15 protein-coding genes, 1 tRNA gene and 2 pseudogenes are annotated in these 18,827 nt (G+C 71.2%); 8 read left to right on the plus strand and 10 right to left on the minus strand.

The features are described 5' to 3' along the window. Nucleotides 1–201: 201 nt before the first annotated feature. A complete protein-coding gene (locus tag AB0C66_RS12115) occupies nt 202–717 on the minus strand; it encodes a MarR family transcriptional regulator (protein ID WP_362436205.1) in 516 nt (171 codons plus the stop codon). Nucleotides 718–1,110: 393 nt separating this feature from the next. Between AB0C66_RS12115 and AB0C66_RS12120 the strand changes: the two genes are divergently transcribed. Beyond that, nucleotides 1,111–1,953, plus strand: a complete 843-nt coding sequence (locus AB0C66_RS12120; protein WP_362436207.1) for an alpha/beta hydrolase — start codon at nt 1,111–1,113, stop codon at nt 1,951–1,953. 32 nt (nt 1,954–1,985) lie between these two features. Here AB0C66_RS12120 and AB0C66_RS12125 read toward each other — a convergent pair whose 3' ends face one another. From AB0C66_RS12125 to AB0C66_RS12140, 4 genes are all read right to left on the minus strand, one after another. Beyond that, on the minus strand, nt 1,986–4,097 hold the full coding sequence (locus tag AB0C66_RS12125) for a serine/threonine-protein kinase (RefSeq protein ID WP_362436209.1): 2,112 nt from the start codon (nt 4,095–4,097) through the stop codon (nt 1,986–1,988). A 704-nt stretch (nt 4,098–4,801) separates the two neighbouring features. Next, nucleotides 4,802–6,067, minus strand: coding sequence for a multidrug effflux MFS transporter (locus tag AB0C66_RS12130; RefSeq protein WP_362436211.1), 1,266 nt, complete (start codon nt 6,065–6,067; stop codon nt 4,802–4,804). Between the two features lie 3 nt (nt 6,068–6,070). Beyond that, nucleotides 6,071–6,715 carry an NAD(P)H-binding protein gene (locus AB0C66_RS12135; RefSeq protein WP_362436213.1) on the minus strand — a complete coding sequence of 215 codons (645 nt, stop codon included), beginning with the start codon at nt 6,713–6,715 and terminating at the stop codon, nt 6,071–6,073. A gap of 23 nt (nt 6,716–6,738) precedes the next feature. Next, on the minus strand, nt 6,739–7,491 hold the full coding sequence (locus AB0C66_RS12140) for an MBL fold metallo-hydrolase (RefSeq protein ID WP_362436215.1): 753 nt from the start codon (nt 7,489–7,491) through the stop codon (nt 6,739–6,741). Between the two features lie 81 nt (nt 7,492–7,572). On the opposite strand from AB0C66_RS12140, the gene AB0C66_RS12145 reads away from it, so the two are divergent. The 4 genes and pseudogenes from AB0C66_RS12145 to AB0C66_RS12160 all read left to right on the plus strand — a co-directional run bounded on the left by AB0C66_RS12145 (nt 7,573) and on the right by AB0C66_RS12160 (nt 10,352). Continuing rightward, the gene (locus tag AB0C66_RS12145; protein WP_362436217.1) at nt 7,573–8,202 is read left to right on the plus strand and encodes a helix-turn-helix domain-containing protein; all 630 of its coding nucleotides are present in this window, start codon (nt 7,573–7,575) and stop codon (nt 8,200–8,202) included. Nucleotides 8,203–8,235: 33 nt separating this feature from the next. Then, nucleotides 8,236–8,658 (plus strand): annotated as a pseudogene (locus AB0C66_RS12150) (transposase family protein); the annotation flags it as partial. 555 nt (nt 8,659–9,213) lie between these two features. Continuing rightward, nucleotides 9,214–9,489 (plus strand): annotated as a pseudogene (locus AB0C66_RS12155) (FtsK/SpoIIIE domain-containing protein); the annotation flags it as partial. A gap of 137 nt (nt 9,490–9,626) precedes the next feature. Next, nucleotides 9,627–10,352, plus strand: a complete 726-nt coding sequence (locus AB0C66_RS12160; RefSeq protein ID WP_362436219.1) for a tyrosine-type recombinase/integrase — start codon at nt 9,627–9,629, stop codon at nt 10,350–10,352. Nucleotides 10,353–10,443: 91 nt separating this feature from the next. Here the strand turns inward: AB0C66_RS12160 and AB0C66_RS12165 are convergent. After that, a tRNA-Thr gene (locus AB0C66_RS12165) sits at nt 10,444–10,516 on the minus strand. A 174-nt stretch (nt 10,517–10,690) separates the two neighbouring features. On the opposite strand from AB0C66_RS12165, the gene ugpC reads away from it, so the two are divergent. The 3 genes from ugpC to AB0C66_RS12180 all read left to right on the plus strand — a co-directional run bounded on the left by ugpC (nt 10,691) and on the right by AB0C66_RS12180 (nt 13,447). After that, nucleotides 10,691–11,827, plus strand: a complete 1,137-nt coding sequence (gene ugpC / locus AB0C66_RS12170; RefSeq protein WP_362436221.1) for a sn-glycerol-3-phosphate ABC transporter ATP-binding protein UgpC — start codon at nt 10,691–10,693, stop codon at nt 11,825–11,827. 337 nt (nt 11,828–12,164) lie between these two features. Then, nucleotides 12,165–12,584 (plus strand): hypothetical protein, encoded by a 420-nt coding sequence (locus AB0C66_RS12175; RefSeq protein WP_362436223.1) that lies wholly within the window; start codon nt 12,165–12,167, stop codon nt 12,582–12,584. Nucleotides 12,585–12,643: 59 nt separating this feature from the next. After that, nucleotides 12,644–13,447: a nucleotidyltransferase family protein gene (locus tag AB0C66_RS12180; protein ID WP_362436225.1), complete on the plus strand. Its 804-nt coding sequence runs from the start codon at nt 12,644–12,646 to the stop codon at nt 13,445–13,447. Between the two features lie 117 nt (nt 13,448–13,564). On the opposite strand, the gene AB0C66_RS12185 is transcribed toward AB0C66_RS12180, so the two are convergent. From AB0C66_RS12185 to cysS, 4 genes are all read right to left on the minus strand, one after another. Further along, complete coding sequence (locus AB0C66_RS12185) at nt 13,565–13,999, minus strand: TetR-like C-terminal domain-containing protein (protein WP_362436227.1); 435 nt, start codon at nt 13,997–13,999, stop codon at nt 13,565–13,567. A 120-nt stretch (nt 14,000–14,119) separates the two neighbouring features. Next, nucleotides 14,120–15,676 (minus strand): DoxX family membrane protein, encoded by a 1,557-nt coding sequence (locus AB0C66_RS12190; RefSeq protein ID WP_362436229.1) that lies wholly within the window; start codon nt 15,674–15,676, stop codon nt 14,120–14,122. A gap of 602 nt (nt 15,677–16,278) precedes the next feature. Next, nucleotides 16,279–17,235 carry a 23S rRNA (guanosine(2251)-2'-O)-methyltransferase RlmB gene (rlmB, locus tag AB0C66_RS12195; RefSeq protein ID WP_362436231.1) on the minus strand — a complete coding sequence of 319 codons (957 nt, stop codon included), beginning with the start codon at nt 17,233–17,235 and terminating at the stop codon, nt 16,279–16,281. 167 nt (nt 17,236–17,402) lie between these two features. After that, nucleotides 17,403–18,800, minus strand: a complete 1,398-nt coding sequence (cysS, locus tag AB0C66_RS12200) for a cysteine--tRNA ligase (protein ID WP_362436233.1) — start codon at nt 18,798–18,800, stop codon at nt 17,403–17,405. Nucleotides 18,801–18,827: the final 27 nt, after the last annotated feature.

Below are 18,827 nucleotides of genomic sequence, written 5' to 3' on the forward strand. Positions count from 1 at the left end.
CACGAACGGCCCGTCACAGGAGCCGTGGCCGTGCTGCGGGGATCGGCTGGACGACAGAGGTACGGGACGCACCGATCTTTGCACTCAGCAAAAGTCCATCTTCGTCACATGCGCGCAAACCGAGCGCGAGGGCGGCGCGCCTGCCCTACAATCCCGCGCCGCGCGGCCGCGCTACCGCGGCGGCCCGGGGCGTCCGCCCGCTCACCAACCGGCGACCCCTCGCCGTCCGCCCCGCTCCCCCGGCCCTTCCGACGGCTGACCCGAGGGTTCGCCGCCGGCCTCGGTGAAGGCCCGCAACGCCTCGATCAGGCCGCGCCGCTGCCCCGGGGGCATGGCCTCCACGATCCCCGTGAGCTCACCCTTCCGCCGCTCGGTGACCTCCTCCACCGTCCGGCGCCCGGCATCGGTCAACGAGATCACACTCGCCCGGCGGTCCACGTCCGAGGCGCCACGCGCCACCACCCCGGCCGCCGCCAGCCGGTCGATCATCCGCATCGCCGTGGACGGCTGCACCCCCAACTCCTCGGCCAGCCGCGACAGACTGAGCGGCCCCCGGTTCTCCAGTGCCACCAGCATCCGGAACTGCGGCAGCGTCAGCGTCTCCTCCACCGCCGCCAACGACCGCGCGGAGACCGCCACCAGCAGTCGGGAGGCGATCAACAAGGCGTCCACCATGGCCTCGACATCGGACTCAGGAACGGGCGAACTCGTCGGCATAGGGCCCTTTCTACCTCGGACCCGCAGCAAATGCGGTGGCTCACCGGACCGAGCCGTGCCACCCTGCGCGTATGACTCGCCCGCCCTGTGCCCCGCCCCGGCCCGGGAGCCATGCCGCGTAAGCCACCGGCAGCGGTAGGGGCCGCCCTCCCTCGCCACCCGCACCGCCAGGAGCGCTTCTCGGCCATCGACGGTGTATCGGCGGCGACGCCGGACGAGATCCACCGCCTGGAACGAGCGCGCGGCCGACCCCGACCGCAGACTGCTCACCCGGCCGGTGCGAGCGCCGCGTCCGACCTCGCTCGGCACCCGTAACGGCGAGGTGCTCCACCCCTGAGATGACGCGAATGAGATAACGCGAATTCCCCGCCAAGAACCCCGAAAGGCCCGCCCATGCCCGCTCTCACCGCACCCGACGGCACCGAACTCGCCTATGACGTCCTCGGAGACGGCGCCCCGCTGATCGTCCTCCCCGGCGGCCCGATGCAGGACCCGGCCTACCTTGGCGACCTCGGCGGCCTCTCCGCCCACCACCGCCTGATCAAACCGCACCTCCGCGGAACGGGCCGTTCGGCCACCCCGCGCGACCCCGCCACCTACCGCTGCGACCGCCTCGTCCCCGACGTCGAAGCCCTCCGCACCCACCTCGGCCTCGACCGCGTCGATCTGCTCGCCCACTCCGCCGGCACCAACCTGGCCCTCCGCTACGCGGAACACCACCCGGACCGCATCCGCAAACTGGCCCTGATCACCCCCAGCCCGATGGCCCCCGGCATCACCATCACCCCCGACCTCCGCCGCGAAACGGCACTCCTCCGCCAGGACGAACCCTGGTTCCCCACGGCCTTCGCCGCCCTGGAGGCGATCACCTCCGGCAACGCCACGCCCGACACCTTCCAGGCCATCGCCCCCTTCCGCTACGGCCACTGGGACGCCGCCACCCAGGCCCACCAGGCCGCCGAGGCCACCCAGCGGAACAACGAGGCCGCCGCCGTCTACGCCTCCGAGGGCGCCTTCACCCCCGACACCACCCGCGCCGCCCTCGCCGACTTCCACCAGCCGGTGCTGCTCCTCGCCGGAGAGTTCGACCTCAACTCCCCACCCCCCTCGGTGGCCGCCCTGGCCGAGCTCCTCCCCACCCCCCGCTTCACGATCCAGCCCGCCGCGTCCCACTTCCCCTGGCTGGACGCCCCGGCCGACTTCGTCTCGACCACCACGGCCTTCCTGACGCCCTGACGCCCTTCACCTGGCAGCCAGCCGTAGCGGGCTCAGTCGTACGCCCTCAGACACAGCAGCGTCGCGTCGTCGTCCACCTTCGTGGACCAGTACGTGTTGGTGTCGTACTGCCCGTTGCGGCAGACCTCGCCGCCGGCGCCCCCCGTCGCCCGGTAGGTGGCCGTGACGACGAGGATCTCGTTGTACGCGGCGGGAACCCTCTGGTCCGTGCAGTTCGGGGACGACAGCATCGCGATGCTGCTGAGGGTGTTGCCCTCGTGCTTGGCGAGCAGGCAGTCACCCTGGTGGTACTGGCCGGTGAGGCAGAGCGCGGTCCGCTCGCCGCTGCTGGTGGAGTAGTACGACCAGGTGGCCTTGCCCACGCCGGACGCGCAGTCGCCGGTGGTGCCGGTGACTTTCACACGTGTCCCGTAGCCGCAGGACGTCGTATTCGGCTCGTCCTCGCTCCAGTCGAACTTGGTGAGGCCGCCGTAACCGGTGTCGACGACGTCCAGACAGTCCCCGTACGACACGGCCTTGAAGGCGTCTTCGGTGGGGTCGGGTTCGGGGGTGGTGGTCGTCGGTTCGGGCTCGGGCTCGGATGCGGGCGCGGGCGCGGTGTCATCGGAGCCGCCGCTCGACGAGCCGTAGCTGTCGGTGCCGCTGTCGCCCTGGTCGCTGGTGCCGCTGCCGCTGGAGAAAGTGGCACGTGGGGTGGAGCTGCCCGTCGGGGTGTCGTCGTCCTTTTTGTCCCAGGGCTGCCAGATCAGGGCTCCGATGATGAGCGCGGCCACGAGCAGGCCCGTCCAGCCTTCCTTGGCGGCTCCGGACTTCGGCGGGCCCTTGCTCTCGCTCTTGGTGGAGGTCGCGGCCTTGTCGCGAGCCAACCGCTCACGTTCCTTGCGCTGCCTCTCCTTGCGCTCGCGTTCCTTGCGCTCACGCTCCTTCCGCTCACGTTCTTTCCCCTCGCGCTCCTTGCGCGCCTTCTCCTGCTCCTGGCGCGCGAGCTCCCGCGCCTCGGCCCGCGCCGCCGCCCGCGCCTCCGCCTCCGCCTGCTCCTCGGCCTGCGCCCGCACCAAGGCGTCCCGCTGCTTGCGCAGGGCCTCCAGTTGCTCGCGCATCTCGCTGATCGCCCCGTCCGCACCCTCCGAGGCGCCCTCGGGCTTCATCCGAGTCGGGGCTTCGGCGGCGTCGAAGTCCAGTGCCCCGTCGAGCAGTTGACGTCCCTGCTCCGCGTACTCCTCGATCTGCGCGTTCCACGCCCGCGGCAGCCACCGCTCGGCGCCCCGGTCCGTCGTCACCCGGTCGAGGTCGGCGAGGACGTCCCGTAAGACGTCCGACGGCGCGGGACGGCTCGCGGGGTCGGCCTCCAGCAAGGGCAGGATCAGCGGTTCCAGTTCCGGCGGCAGCCCGCTTGTGTCGGTCTCGCCGCGCTGGACGAGGGCGAGCACCCCGATGGAGTGGTCGGTCTGCTCGTACGGCGGGCGGCCGACCGCGAGGAAGAAGAGCGTGGCACCCAGGGAGTACATGTCGGACGCCACGGTGGATTTCCTGCCGGACGCCTGCTCCGGCGAGGTGAACGCGAAGGTTCCGATGGTCGTCGTCGAGCTGGTGTGGTCGTGGGCGTGCGAGATGCCGAAGTCGATGAGGCGAGGGCCGTCGGCGGGCAGCAGGATGTTCAGGGGTTTGATGTCCCGGTGGACGACCCCCAGGGCATGCATCTCGACCAGCGCCCGCGCGGCCCCGGCCGCCACCCAGCGCACGGCGTCCACGGGCAACGTCCCGGCACCGACCACGAGTTCGCCCAGGCTGGGCGCCCAGATGAACTCGATGGCGAGCCATGGGCGCTCCGCGTTCTCGTCGGCGTCGAGCACCCTGGCGGTGTACATGCTGTTGACCCGCCCCGCCAGCTCCACTTCGCGGGCGAACCGCTCCCGGTCCGGCCTGCTGACGATCCCCTCGGCGAGGAGGGTCTTGACCGCGACGAGCCCGTGGTTCACCACGGTCCCCGTAGGCCCCGCGGCGCTGGCGGGGGTCCCGGGGGCGTCCTGCCGGGCGAGATAGATCCGGCCCATACCGCCGGTGGCGATCCGCCGCAGCACCCGGTAGGGGCCGAGCTGCCGCGGATCATTGGATTCAAGCGAGTAGAGCTTCATTCCGGCCATGCGCCGCCACTCCCCATATGCGTCCCCCCGTCCGTGCCGCGATCCGCACGCACCCCGTCGAACCGCCCGCGCCCGCGCGGTCCACGAACCAAACCGTGCCACGCGCAAGGGAGTTGGGGAAGTCGTCCGACCCTGGCGACAGCCCCATCCCGACCAGTCGCCAGCGCCACCCGCAACACTCAGCAGGTAGCACGACTTCGACACCTCGACGCCGCACGCCTACGACGGTGGGGCTCACCGCAACCATGGGAGTCAGCGACGGCACCCCAGGCTGCCCCAGGGTCGGACATCCCGCCCCGGTCGACGAAAGCGGCCGAGGGATGCTCATCGTCGACGCGCTCGCCGAAGAATGGGGCACCAGCCAGGACGGCACCAGATCGTGGTGCACGCTCACCCAGTACCCCGTCCCCGGACAGAAAGCCTGGCCCTCGCCACCAGTGGGCACAGGCACCCGGCCGTCGGGCGCCGCAGACGGAAGAAGCCCCGGACGAATGATCGTCCGGGGCTTCTTCCCTGCTCGGGCACAGAGCCGACTGTCGGGTTCGAACCGACGACCTTCGCTTAACAAGTTCGATCACGGGCCGCGCCGTCCCAGCCTGGACTGGTCCTGGCTGGCGGGTGAGCGGTGGCCTCAGTGCACCGGCTATCGCCGACATCCGCTGCCATTGATGTCAATTGGTGGTGTCAGAACGTCAGTCGAGCAGTTACTGGATGCCGGCTCGTCTGCGATCGATGCGCCGGCGCGGTCGCCGGTGCCCGGCAGGTCCTTGGCGAGCCGGCCTGCGAGTGCGCTCACCGGGCATCGACCGGGTGAGGACGCCGAGTGTGAGCAGAGCGAGCGCCGGCAGCACGGCGACGATGATTCCCATCGGCAAGGCGTCGGTGGCGCCACCTGCGCCGGCCAGCGGAGCAAGTGCCCCGCCGATCATGAACTGGCTGAAGCCGAGCAGCGCGGCGGCCGACCCGGCGTGTCCGCCGTGGTCGGCCAGGGCCTGGGCCGCGGCGTTCGGCATGACGAGGCCCACGCTGGAGACCAGGACGAACAGGCCGATCAGGAGCGCGGGCAGGGGTGCCCGTGTCAGCACCGCGGCCAGAACCGTGGTGCCACCGGCTGTCGCGCCCAGCAGACCGGCGAGCAGCAGCACGCGGGCGCCGGCCCGGGCCACCAGCCGGCCGCTGATCTGGGCGGCCGCAATGAGTCCGGCGGCGTTGACGGCGAACACGGCGCTGTACTGCTGCGGTGACAGGCCGTGGATTTCCTGCAGGACGAACGGCGAGCCGGAGATGTAGGCGAACATCGCCGCGAAGACCAGGCCGTTGGCCAGGATGTACCCGGTGAAGACCCGGTCGCTGAGCAGCTGCCCGACGACAGCCAGCAGCGGCTGGCGTGACGCGGAGGACCGGGTCTCCGGCAGTCCCGCGGCGGAGGCCGCCAGCATCACGGCGCCGAGTACGGCCAGGGCCACGAAGATTCCAGGCCAGGCCGTGACGCGCAGTAGCTGGCCGCCGAGGACCGGCGCGAACACCGGCGCCAGGCCGGTGATCAAGGTCAGTGTGGAGAAGAGACGTGCGGTGCGGGTTCCGGAGGTGCGGTCGCGGACCATGGCGTTGGCGATGACGATGCCGAACGCCCCGCCGATGCCCTGGACCAGGCGCAGGCCGACGAAGGTCCGGACGTCGGGCGCCACCGCGCAGAGCGCGCTGGCGATCGTGTAGAGGGCGAGGCCCGCCAGCAACGGACGCCGCCGGCCGTAGGTGTCGCTCAGCGGCCCGGCGATCAGCTGCCCGATGGCCAGCCCGGCCAGGCAGGCGGTGATGGTGAGCTGGGTGGCCGCGGCGCTGGCGCGCAGGTCGCCGGCGAGGTCCGGCAGTCCGGGCAGGTAGCCGTCGATGGACAGTGGTCCCAGGGCCACGAGCGCTGCGAGCAGGGCGATGAATCGGGTGTGCCGGCCGGCGGCGTCGTTGCTCATGGCTCAGTACGCCACGGTGATGCGGCGGCGGATCGCGGTGCCGCTCTCGATCGTGTCGGCCAAGGCGATCGCGTAGTCGGCGTACGAGATGCGGCTGTTGCCGTCGTCGTCGGTGAGCAGGGTGTCCCCGGCGCTGCGGTAGGCCCCGGTCCGCTCGCCCGCTCCGATGACCGCGGCGGGCGACACGTACGTCCAGTCGAGGTCGTGCACGCCGCGGTAGAGGTCGAGCGCTTCGGACTGGGCCTCGGCGTTGGCCTTCCACAGCGCGGGGAAGTCCGGGTCGTCCATGACCCGGGCGCCGGTCGGCGTGCGTAGGCTACCGGCACCGCCGATGGTGACCAGGCGGGTGACGCCGGCTCGGCGGAGTCCGTCGATCAGCGCACGGGCGGCACCGACGATCGTGGCGCGGTCGTTCTCCTGGCCGATCCGGGGGCCGACGGCCGAGAGCACGGCGTCGTGGGAGGCGGCGAGGCCGGCGACCGCCGCGGGGTCGGTGACGTCACCGGTGGTCACGGTCAGGGCCTTGTGCTCGAGGCCGTCGATGTGGCCGGTTCGGGTGACCGCGGTGACGGTGTGGCCGCGACGCAGTAGTTCCTCGGTGGTGGGCCGGCCGATGTTGCCGCTGGCACCGAACAGGACGATCTTCATGTGTTGCTCCTTGTTTCTGATGGTCAGAGGACGGGCTGGCCGTCGGCGATGATGGCCGCGGTGATGCCGCGCTCGTCGGCGGCGTGCTGGAAGCGCTGCTCGATGTCGGGTTGTTCGGTGTAGAACGGCGGGTTGTGGAACAGGCCGTAGTGCATGGCGCAGACGGTGCCGGCGCCGAGTGCGACGGCGGCCTCGACGCCCTGCTCGGGGGTCATGGTCGCCGGGACGTTGGCCGCGTAGCCCTCGAAGTGGGCGATGACGCCGTTGACCGGGACGAACGCGACGTCGAACGGGCCGTGGTCGCGGGCGATCTGCCACCAGCTGCCGTGCCACTGGGTGTCGCCGCAGTGGATGACCCGCCGACCGGCGCCTTCGACGACCCAGGCGACCTGGTCACAGTCGTTGCCGCGCCAGTCCAGCGAGGTCACCGGGGTGACGGACAGCTCTCCGATGCGGCGTGACTGACCCAGGTCCTGGGCGACGGGGGTGATGCCCGCCTCGCGCAGCGCCGCCGCACTCGGGGTGTGGCAGCCGATCGTGCCGGTGGCCGCGATCCGGGCGATCAGGTCGTGGTCGTAGTGGTCGGGGTGCAGGTGGGTGATGAGGGCGTGGGTGCCGGGCGGGGTATCGACCGGGTCGACCGGCCGGTGCGGCGGTCCCATCACCGGCGCCAGCGGAGCGACGTTCTCGAGCGGATCGATCAGCAGGCGGGTGTCGCCGAGACGGATCTCGACGCCGGCCCAGGCCAGCCGACGCACGGAAAGGGTGGGGGTCATGGGCAGCGACGCTAGACCGACGTTGTTGAGAAAGTCAACAAGAGAGTTTTGAATCTCAACACCACGATGTAAGGTGGTGGCATGCGCACCTACGGGCAGTACTGCGGCATCGCGAAAGCACTGGACACCATCGGCGACCGATGGACCCTGCTGATCGTCCGTGAACTGCTCGCCCTGGGTCCTTGCCGGCACACCGACCTGCGCAACGGGCTGCCCGGGATCGCCAGCAACCTGCTGGTCGACCGGCTCCGCGAACTCGAGGAAGCCGGCCTGATCCACCGCGAGGCCGCCCCGCCGCCGGTGGCCACCACCCTGTTCTCCCTCACCGAGCGTGGCCGCGCGCTCGAGCCGGTGCTGCAGGAGCTGAGCCGCTGGGGCGTGCCGCTGCTGCGTGAGCCGGGCGGCAACGACACCTTCCGCACCCACTGGCTGGACATGCCCGCCCGGGCACTGACCGACCACCGCCCCGACCAGCCGGCAATCGCCCTGCAACTGCACGCCGACGGCAGCGAGGACCTGGTCATCGAAGTCAAGGACGGCTCGGTGCACACACACGCCGGCCGGGTCGACCACCCCACCGCGTCACTGACCGGACCGCCGCACCTGCTGGCCGCCACCCTGCTCGGCGACCTCGATCTGAGCGCCGCAGTACAGCAAGGCCTGCGGCTCAGCGGCGAACACGAGGCAGTAACGCGCATCCTGCCCCGCTGAACGACCGGCCGCTCGCGAGACTGCGACCTCAAGCTCTACCGAGTCTGCGCCGGTATGAACGTCCAGGTCATCGCGGACGCTGCGGGACGTCTCGTCTGGGCCTCGGCCGCGCTGCCGGGCTCGACACACGACCTGACCGCCGCCCGGACCCGTGGCATCATCGACGCGCTGACCAGCGCGACGGTGATGACCTTTGCGGACAAGGCCTATCAAGGCGCCGGCGGCGCCGTGCGTACACCGTTCAAGCGGCACCGCCACCGGCCGAAACGGTCAGCCCGGCAGAAGGCCGTGAACAAGGCCCACGCCCGCATCCGCGCCCGTTACGAACGTGCCGTCGCCACCTCGCAAACGTGGAAGCTGCTGACCAAGCTGCGCCGCAGCCCATCCCGGACGACCACGATCGTGCAGGCCATCCTCGCCTTGCACCACGTTGAGAACCCGACCTACCGAGGTTGAAAAACGCTCAGTACTCTGCAAGCGGCCTTGCGTCGGTCGGTGTGAACTCTTCCCCACAGCACCGACCCGTTGTGGAGGGGACCAGCCCGTTCGAGCCGGGCCAGGGAGGGGAGTTCCATCAGCTGCCGCACCTTGTGCGGCCTGCGGCAGGTTCCCAACATGCTTCCCAAGTCTGTTGGCGGGCTTCCGAAGGCCGTCCACCGTCGTTCACCTGCGTACACCATCTCCACGGCGAAGCTGCTGGGTTCGTACGGCTCCGTCATGGATGCCTGCGGGCTGACCGTCCCGCCGTCCCGGCTGCGGGCCTGGGCGACACACGCGCTCACCCACCGGGAAGTGCGACCCGTCCCGCCCCGGCGCGGGCTCATCCGCCCGGCCTCGACCGGACTGCGCGTCCGGCTGCGGCTGGCACCCGGGCAGGAACCGGCCGACGTCGCGGCATCGGCCGAACGGCTACGCCACGCCTGGGGAGTTCACGGCGCGTACGTGGAGGTGGTGAAGCCTGGCGTCGTCGAGCTGCGGTTGATCGGCTTCGACGTACTCAGGAAGGTACGGATGCCACGCAAGATCGGCGGCGGCTTCCTCAAGGTGCCGGTGGCGCTGAAGGAGGACGCGACACCGTTCCTGCGCGACTACCGCACCATCCCGCACCAACTGACCTTGGGCGCCACGCTGTCCGGGAAGTCGATGTTCCTGCGGCACCTGATAGCCGGGCTGGCCCGGCAGCCGGTCGCGCTGGTCGGGATCGACTGCAAGCGGGGAGTGGAGCTGGCGCCGTTCACTCCCCGGTTGTCGGCGCTGGGAACCGACCCCGTACAGGCGGCCGACCTGCTTCCCACCCTCGTTGAACTGATGGAGAACCGATACGACTTGATCAAAGCCCGCAGGGCATCCCGCCCAGCACACCGGATGAAGAGATCACCTCTGCCATCTGGGGCCTGTCGGAAGACGAGCGACCGGTGCCGGTGGTGCTGGTCGTCGACGAGGTTGCCGAGCTGTTTCTCGTCGCCTCCCGCAAGGACGGGGAACGGCGGGACGAGATGGTCACCCAGCTCATCCGACTCGCCCAACTCGGCCGCGCGGCAGGCATCTACCTGGAGATCTGCGACCAGCGCTTCGGCGCCGAACTGGGCAAGGGCGCCACGATGCTCCGAGCGGCCTTCGTGCTCGCCATCGCGATGGGGCTGCGGCGCGGGGAGGTGCTGGGGTTGCGGTGGTCGGACGTGGACCTGGACAAGCGCGTGATCCGTATCGGCAACCAGGTACAGCGCATCGGCGGTGAGCTGTACCAAGACACCACCAAGACGGGGAAGATCCGGCCGGTGCCGCTCCCCCTCATCTGCCTGGCCGCGCTGCGCTGGCACCGGCTCCGTCTGGTCGGCGCTCCCGCGTCCAACGCACTCGTCTTCACCACCCGTACCGGCCGTCCGATCGAACCGCGCAACCTCAACCGCTCCTTCTCCCGGCTCACCGCGGCCGCCGGTCTCCGCCCGATCCGGCTCCACGACGCCCGACACGGCTGCGCCACGCTGCTCACGGCTGCCGGAGTGGCTCCCCGCGTACTGGTGGAGATCCTGGGCCACAGCCAGATCAGCATGACCATGGACGTGTACACGCACGTCGCGCAGGACACCCAGCGTGAAGCCATCAGCCACATGGACCGGCTGTTGAAACGGCGGCTCAGCCAGGACTGACCTGGAGCGGCCACCCGCGTTGATGTCACCTGTAGATGTCAGAAGCCCCGGACGAAAGATCGTCCGGGGCTTCTTCCCTGCTCGGGCACAGAGCCGACTGTCGGGTTCGAACCGACGACCTTCGCTTTACAAGAGCGGTGCTCTACCAGCTGAGCTAAGTCGGCGTCCCCAGCAGTGTACCCACCCCACAGGGGTGATCCATTCGAAAATTCTCACGCTTCGGCTAGAGACAGATCACCCCTCCTCGGGATAGCGTCACGCCAATCCACGTGTGTGGAACAACCCACCTTTACTCGGATCGTCCGGCACGTTCCTGCCGGTGAAGGGATCAGATCGCCATGGCTACGGTCACGTACGACAAGGCCACCCGGGTGTACCCGGGGACCGAGAAGCCCGCCGTCGACCAGCTCGACATCTCCATCGAGGACGGTGAATTCCTCGTCCTGGTCGGCCCCTCCGGCTGTGGGAAGTCCACCTCGCTGCGGATGCTCGCCGGGCTCGAGGACGTCAACGGGGGCGCGATCCGGATCGGTGACCGGGATGTCACCCACCTGCCGCCGAAGGACCGGGACATCGCCATGGTGTTCCAGAACTACGCGCTGTACCCGCACATGACCGTCGCGCAGAACATGGGCTTCGCGCTCAAGATCGCGGGCGTCAACAAGACCGAGATCCGGCAGAAGGTCGAGGACGCGGCCAAGATCCTCGACCTCACCGAGTACCTGGAGCGCAAGCCCAAGGCGCTCTCCGGTGGTCAGCGGCAGCGGGTGGCGATGGGCCGCGCGATCGTGCGGGAGCCGCAGGTGTTCCTCATGGACGAGCCGCTGTCCAACCTGGACGCCAAGCTGCGCGTGCAGACCCGTACGCAGATCGCCAGCCTCCAGCGGCGCCTGGGCATCACCACCGTCTACGTCACCCACGACCAGGTCGAGGCCATGACGATGGGCGACCGGGTGGCCGTGCTGAAGGACGGGCTGCTCCAGCAGGTCGACTCGCCGCGCAGCATGTACGACCGCCCATCCAACCTCTTCGTCGCGGGCTTCATCGGCTCCCCGGCCATGAACCTGATCGAGGTGCCGATCACCGACGGTGGTGTGAAGTTCGGCAACAGCGTGGTCCCGGTCAGCCGTGAGGCGCTCAGCGCCGCGGCCGACAAGGGCGACCGCACGGTCACCGTGGGTGTCCGGCCCGAGCACTTCGACGTGGTCGAGCAGAACGGCGCCGCCGCCAAGTCGCTGACCAAGGAGTCCGAGGACGCCCCGGCCGGGCTCGCCGTCACGGTCAACGTCGTCGAGGAGCTCGGCGCCGACGGTTACGTCTACGGCACCGCCGAGGTCGGCGGCGACGTCAGGGACCTGGTCGTGCGTGTCAACGGCCGCCAGGTGCCGGAGAAGGGCGCCCAGCTGCACGTCGTGCCGCGGCCGGGTGAGATCCACGTCTTCTCGACCTCGACCGGGGAGCGGCTCAGCGACTGAGCCCGTCCCCGAGGGAGCCGAGGCAGCCGAGGCAGCCGAGGGAGTTTCACGGCGCCGTCCGTCCGCTCGCGCGGAGGGGCGGCGCCGTCGCCGTTGCGGCGGCGCCACGGCGGCAGTGCCGCGGCGACGGTGCCACGGCGGCATGGCCACGGAGACCCCACGTCGCATTGTCGATAAGTTCCCTGGCAATTGCGGCATTTTGGACATGGCGTCAACACTCCAACCCGGAATAGCGGGATTCCATCACCCACGTCAGTGACTGAATGTCGCCAAATCGTCGCTCCTCGCTACGATCACCGCGTACCGCAGTCCCGATCGACCCGCGAGGAACGCCCCCGTGAACACCGCAGCCCGCCGCATCGGCAGAACTCTCGCCCTCGTCCTCCCCGTCGTCCTCGTCCTCTCCGGGACGCTCGCGGTCACCCGCGTCCCATGGGCCTCACCCAGCGCCGAGTCGCAAATCCTCACCGCCTCCGCCGACCGCGCGTCCACCCAGGCGACCCATCGCGCCGCGCACGAGGTGCTGCGCGACCGGCTGCTCACCGAGCTCCAGCAGAAGGACCCGGCGGTGGCCCTCACCCATCTCCAGGTGGCCACCGACGAGCGGCCCTCGCTCGCCAAGCACTGCGCGTCCATCGCCCGTGCGCTCGGCCGCGCCGCGGTGGCCAAGTACGGCGGCACCGCCCGTGCCCAGGCGTACGCCCGCCCCGTGTGCGACACCTCGTTCGCCTCCGGTATCACCCAGGCGTACCGCTGACCGCGCTCCCTTCCCCAGCTCCGCCTGCGGCGGTCCCGGCACCGCATATGGTGCCGTCCATGACCGATGACGACGACCGCAGGCACGGGCACCACCCGCCGGCCGCGCGCCCCACCCAAGCCGTCGTCCTGGCCGGAGGCCAGGGCTCGCGGCTGCGCCCGTACACCGACGACCGTCCCAAGCCGATGGTCGAGATCCCGGGCACCGGGACCCCGATCATCGGCCACCAGCTCGCCTGGCTGGCCGCCGAGGGCGTCACCGACGCCGTCGTCTCCTGCGGCCATCTCGCCGCCGTCCTCCAGGACTGGCTGGAGTCGGCGGAGCTGCCGCTGCGGGTGACGACCGTCGTCGAGAAGGAGCCGCTGGGCCGTGGCGGCGGTCTGAAGTTCGCCGCCGCCTCACTGCCCCACCCCGACCGCCCCTGGTACGCGACCAACGGCGACATCTGGACCCGTTTCTCGCTCCAGGACATGGCGGACTTCCACCATGAGCGCGGCGCGGTCGCCACCCTCGCGCTGGCGCGGCCGCGGATTCCGTGGGGCGTGGTGGAGACGGACGAGTTCGGCCATGTCCTCGACTTCATCGAGGCGCCGCCGTCCCCGTACCTCATCAACGCCGGTGTGTACGTCTTCTCGGCCGAGTTCACCTCGCTGCTGCCGAACCGCGGCGACCATGAGCGCACCACCTTCCCCCGCCTCGCGCGCGAACGCCGCCTGGCGGGTTTCCCGCTTCCCCACGGGGCGTACTGGCGGGCGATCGACACCGCGAAGGACCTCACGGAGGCGGCCAAGGAACTGGCCGCGGGCCCGGCCCCGCACGGCCACGGGCCACTGAGCTCCTCGCCGCCCGTCCCCCACACCTGACGCCCCGGTCCTCCTCCGGGGCCCGGAGGCGAAGGCGAGCGGCCGGTCGCGGCTGGGCGCGGGACCCAGCCGCATCGCCGCGTGTTCCTCAACGGCCTTTGCCTGTACGGATGCTGACTAGCCGTCCGCCACCGCTTCGCCCCGCGGCAACGCGCCGTTACGTTCCAGCGTGGTGAGCCACTGGGTGACCACGGCGTCGATGAACTCGTCGGTGACCCGGCCGCGGTCGAAGAAGAGCTGGGCCAGGACCGGCCCGTAGAGCAGGGTGTACTCGTCGTCGCCGAGCTGGACGCCGGACGGCTCCAGAAGCCCGTTGAGCGCGGCGCGACGGTCCTGGCCGATACGGACGAGAGCCTGGGCGCTGTCGGGGTCGTGGTCGGCCTGGGCGGTGACGGCCAGCACCGCGGCGCGGGTGGCCGGATCGCTGATGCCGTCGCGCAGGCTGGTCAGCCAGCCGGTGGCCACGGTGCGCACATCGCTGCCCGGCTCGGGGTAACCGCCGACGTCCGGGCCCTCCAGGATCAGCTCGCAGAGGAGCGCGTACCCGCCCAAGGGCCCGTACCGACGCCGTACCCGCCCAAGAGCCCGTACCGACGCCGTACACGCCAAGGGCCCGCACCGAACGGGGTGCGGGCCCTGGAGCGGCGTCCGATCCGGACGCCCGGCGGGTCGTCAGCCGAGGAGGCCGCCCAGCCCGGACTGCTCGCCACCGCCCTCGCTGTAGCCGCCGTCGCCGCTGTCCTCCTCCGGGGCGCCCTCCGGTTCGCCGCCGGTCACGCCGCCTCCGGCGCCGCCGCCGAGGGACGGCGGGTTCATCGTCGTCCTCGGCGCGACGGGAGCCCGGCGCGGGGAGTGCGGGGTGGTACCGAGGCCGGGGTGCGACTGGCTCGGGCTGCCCGAGTCGTCTATCGACCCCGTCGCGCTCGTCTCGCCCGGGGCGGAGGGCGACGCCGAGCCGGACTGGCTCGGGCTCGTCCGCAGGCCCTCGCTCGGGGACGGTGAACCGCTGGTGCCCACGGAGCCGCGCATCCCGCCCCGCGGGCTCTCCATGGACTTCCGCGGCAGCGGCGAACCGGGGACGCTGTTCGTCGGCACGTCCCTCGGCTCCGGCGCGCGCACCGTCTCCGAGGACCGTACGGCGCCGCCCAGCGACGAGCCGATCAGCAGGGTCAGCCCGGCGATGACCAGAGCCATTACGGAGCCCCGGCGCAGCACCCGGCGCCGCAGATCCCACAGCTCGGCGCGCGGGCCCAGCCGCCGCCACGCCTCGCCCGCGAGACGCGCGTCGGCCGAATACACCGGGGCGCCCGCGATGACCAGCGGGCTCCAGGCGGCGAGGTAGATGATGTCGGGGGCGTCGTAGACGGGGACCGTACGCCAGCTCACGGTCAGGATCAGCGCGGCCGACAGCAGCGCGCCGAAGCCCGCGGCCAGCCGCTGCCACAGCCCCAGGATGGTGAGCACACCCACCACGATCTGGAGGAACGCGACCGTCAGCCCGGCGCCCACCGGGTGCTCGAGCGCGAGGTCGCGCAGCGGTTCGGCGATCGGCCAGGGGTGCAGCGAACGCAGCCAGGTCACCATCGAGCCGCGCTCGCCGCCGTCGAAGTAGACGGGGTCGGAGAGCTTGCCCATGCCCGCGTAGACGGAGATGAAGCCGAGGAAGATGCGGAGCGGGAGGAGGACGATGCCCAGGTTCATCCGCCGCCCGGGGTAATAGGCGTGGCGTACGGAGTCGGCGTGGCGGCGCGGGCGCGGAGCGGCGGCCTGCGCGCCCTGCTCCTCGTACCGCTCCCGGGCCCGGGCGGGGTTCCGGTCCGGGTCGGACAACTCCCCCGCCCGCGGCGGACGTTGTCCGGGCCCGCCGCCGGCCCCTGACCGCGGGACCGTCTCCGTACGCGGGCTGCGCGGCCCGATGACGGTGGGCGGGCCCTCGTCGATCGCGATCCGCGGCAGCACCTGGGTGGTGCCCATCTCCTCGGGCGCGCCCTCCTCGGAATACCGCACGGCTTGGAGGAGTCGGGTCGCCGCCGTGTCACCGCCGGGCCGGGTGCGGCCGCTCCACACCACGGGCGGGCGGCGCCGGGCCGGAGCCGGAGCCGGAGCCGGGACGCGGGTGAACCGGGCCGTGTCCGCCAGCGCGCGGCTCACGACCGGGGCCCTGAGCCGCACGCGGAAGCTCGGGGCGTTGACGGCGACCTGCGCCGGATCGCATGGCACCTTGGCCATGGTCAGCTGCGGCTCGTCGTCGAATGCCGGTGCGCTTCCCGCCAGAGGCCTGCGGGCTTTTCTGGTCTCCACACTCAACTAACCGAGTGACTGACGGGAAAGACACTGGCCGTGACCGTCTTGTGCTGTCCGAGGCCCGTCAAGTCAAGATCGTCAAGCCGAAGCCCCCGCCGGTCCACGCCCCGGCCAGCACCTCCGCCCCGCGCGCCGCGCACTCCGCACACCGCCCGCGCCCCACCACACGCCCCAGCGCGCCCCGGCGACAACGCACCGTACGCACCCCGTCGTATCGCCGGGTGCGCCCAGCCCCGGCGCGCCACGGCAGCGGACGGACACCCGCGACACCCGGGCATCGCCACGGCCCGGCCCGCGGTCACACCGCGCACTCCGCAGGCACGCGCCCCGTCGCGCCATCCCGCGCCCCGCACCGACACACCGACGCACCGCGGCAGCGGACGGAGACGGCACAACACCCCGCAGCGGCGCCCACGGACCGCCCGCCGTCACGCCCCGCGCCCCGCGCCCACCGCGCCCGCGCGCCGTCGTGCCCTCGCGCCCACCACGCCCGCGCAACAGCGCAGGCGCGCAGACGCGCAGACGCGCTATCCCCGGCGCTGGCGCGCGACCTCGTACAGCACGACGCCCGCCGCGACACCCGCGTTCAGCGACTCCGCGCCGCCCGGCATCGGGATGCGGACGCGCAGGTCACAGGTGTCTCCGACCAGGCGGGAGAGGCCCTTGCCCTCGCTGCCCACGACGATCACGACCGGGCCGTCCAGCACCTCCAGGTCCTGGAGCTCGACGTCGCCGTCGGCGGCCAGGCCGATGACCGTGAGGCCGGCCTTCTGGTATGCCTCCAGGGCGCGGGTCAGGTTGGTGGCGCGGGCGACCGGGGTGCGGGCGGCGGTGCCCGCGGAGGTCTTCCAGGCGCCCGCGGTCATTCCGGCCGCGCGCCGCTCCGGCACGACCACACCGTGGCCGCCGAAGGCGGACACCGAACGCACCACCGCGCCCAGGTTCCGCGGGTCGGTGACCCCGTCCAGCGCGACGATCAGCGGGTCCTCGCCGTCGTCGAAGGCGGCGGCGCTCAGGTCCTCGGGGTGGGCGTACTCGTACGGCGGGACCTGGAGCACCAGGCCCTGGTGGTTCAGCCCGTTGGTCATCCGGTCCAGCTCGGGGCGCGGGGCCTCCATGAGGTGGATACCGCCGCGGTCGCCGGCCAGCTTCAGCGCCTCGCGCACCCGGTCGTCGCTGTCGATGAACTGCTGAACGTAGAGCGTGGTCGCCGGAACGCCCTCGCGCAGCGCCTCGACCACCGGATTACGGCCCACCACCAGCTCGTTGCTGCCCTTACCGGCGCCCCGGCGCGGGGTCGGGCGCGTGGTGGCATTGCGGGCGCGCGCGTTGGCCACGCGCTGCTTGGCATGCCCCTTGCGCATCTCGGCGGGCGGGGTGGGGCCCTTCCCCTCCAGCCCCCGGCGCCGCTTGCCGCCGCTGCCGACCATCGCGCCCTTCTTGTTCGAAGTACGTCGGTTCCTGCGCTGGCTGTTGCCGGCCATGAATGTCACCTATCTCTTCACTGCTCAGCGCTGCGCGGCAAGCGGGAAACGTATGGGGAAACGAGTGTGGGGAAACGTATGTACGGTCATCAGTGTGCCGCCCGGCGCACCGGGCGGCACAAAGTGGGAGGTCAGGGAGGAGCCGGTGAGCGGCCGGAGCCACCGCCTCAGCGGGTGCCCAGCTCCCACCGCGGCCCCGACGGGGTGTCCTCGATCACCAGTCCCGACTGCTGGAGCTGATCGCGGATCGCGTCCGCCGTCGCGTAGTCCTTGCGGGTCCGCGCCGCCTGCCGCTGCTCCAGGACCAGCCGGACCAGCGAGTCGACCACGCCGTGCAGATCCTCGCCGCGGTCCGAACCGCCGGACCAGTGCTCGTCGAGCGGGTCCAGACCCAGCACGCCCAGCATGGCCCGCACCTCGGCCAGCCGTGCGACGGCCGACTCCTTGTCGTCGGCGGTCAGGGCGGAGTTGCCCTGCCGGACGGTGGTGTGGACGACCGCGAGCGCCTGCGGTACCCCGAGGTCGTCGTCCATCGCCTCGGCGAACGCGGGCGGCACCTCGGCCGCGGGCTCGACCGTTCCCGCCTTCTCCACCACCCGCTGGATGAAGCCCTCGATCCGGGCGAACGCGGACTCCGCCTCGCGCAGGGCCTCCTCGCTGTACTCGATCATGGACCGGTAGTGCGGGGTGCCCAGGTAGTAGCGGAGCACGATGGGGCGCCAGCGCTTGACCATGTCGGAGACCAGCACCGAGTTGTCGAGCGACTTGCTCATCTTCTCGCCGCTCATGGTCACCCACGCGTTATGCGCCCAGTACGCGGCGAAGTCATCGCCGAACGCCCTGGCCTGTGCGATCTCGTTCTCATGGTGCGGGAAGATCAGGTCGATACCGCCGCCGTGGATGTCGAAGGCCCGGCCGAGGTACTTGTGCGCCATCGCCGAGCACTCCAGGTGCCAGCCGGGACGGCCGCGGCCCCAGGGGGTCTCCCAGCTGGGCTCCCCGGGTTTGGCCGCCTTCCACATGGCGAAGTCGCGGTGGTCGCGCTTACCGGTCTCGCCCTCGCCGGACGGCTGGCGCAGCCCGTCGAGCTCCTGGTTGGAGAGCCCGAGGTACTCCGGGAACGAGCGCACGTCGAAATAGACATTGCCCTCGGCGACATAGGCATGACCCCGGTCGATCAGGGTCCGCATCATCTCGATCATCTCGGGCACATGGCCCGTGGCCCGCGGCTCATACGTGGCGGGCAGGCAGCCGAGGACGTCGTACGCGCTGTTGAAGGCGCGCTCGTTCTCATAGCCGATCGCCCACCACGGACGGCCCTGCTCGGCCGACTTGGTGATGATCTTGTCGTCGATGTCCGTGACATTGCGGATGAACGTCACGTCATAGCCGCGGTGCAGGAACCAGCGGCGCATGATGTCGAAGTTCAGATTGGACCGGACGTGTCCGATGTGCGGAGCGGCCTGCACGGTCGCGCCACACAGGTAGATCGAGACGCAGCCCGGTGTGAGCGGGGTGAAGTCACGGATCTGCCGGGCGCTGGTGTCGTACAGGCGAATAGTCACGCATCAAGGGTAGTGGGAAGGCGGCAG

The organism is Streptomyces sp. NPDC048636, assembly GCF_040650655.1.
Classification (GTDB): Bacteria; Actinomycetota; Actinomycetes; order Streptomycetales; family Streptomycetaceae; genus Streptomyces.

Coding starts and splice junctions, on each gene's coding strand:
- AB0C66_RS12145 (WP_362436217.1), top strand. CDS start 7,573: ATGCGCACCTACGGGCAGTACTGCGGCATCGCGAAAGCACTGGACACC.
- AB0C66_RS12180 (WP_362436225.1), top strand. CDS start 12,644: ATGACCGATGACGACGACCGCAGGCACGGGCACCACCCGCCGGCCGCG.
- AB0C66_RS12115 (WP_362436205.1), bottom strand. CDS start 717: ATGCCGACGAGTTCGCCCGTTCCTGAGTCCGATGTCGAGGCCATGGTG.
- AB0C66_RS12135 (WP_362436213.1), bottom strand. CDS start 6,715: ATGAAGATCGTCCTGTTCGGTGCCAGCGGCAACATCGGCCGGCCCACC.
- AB0C66_RS12190 (WP_362436229.1), bottom strand. CDS start 15,676: ATGGCCAAGGTGCCATGCGATCCGGCGCAGGTCGCCGTCAACGCCCCG.
- AB0C66_RS12120 (WP_362436207.1), top strand. CDS start 1,111: ATGCCCGCTCTCACCGCACCCGACGGCACCGAACTCGCCTATGACGTC.
- rlmB (WP_362436231.1), bottom strand. CDS start 17,235: ATGGCCGGCAACAGCCAGCGCAGGAACCGACGTACTTCGAACAAGAAG.
- ugpC (WP_362436221.1), top strand. CDS start 10,691: ATGGCTACGGTCACGTACGACAAGGCCACCCGGGTGTACCCGGGGACC.
- AB0C66_RS12125 (WP_362436209.1), bottom strand. CDS start 4,097: ATGGCCGGAATGAAGCTCTACTCGCTTGAATCCAATGATCCGCGGCAG.
- AB0C66_RS12140 (WP_362436215.1), bottom strand. CDS start 7,491: ATGACCCCCACCCTTTCCGTGCGTCGGCTGGCCTGGGCCGGCGTCGAG.
- AB0C66_RS12130 (WP_362436211.1), bottom strand. CDS start 6,067: ATGAGCAACGACGCCGCCGGCCGGCACACCCGATTCATCGCCCTGCTC.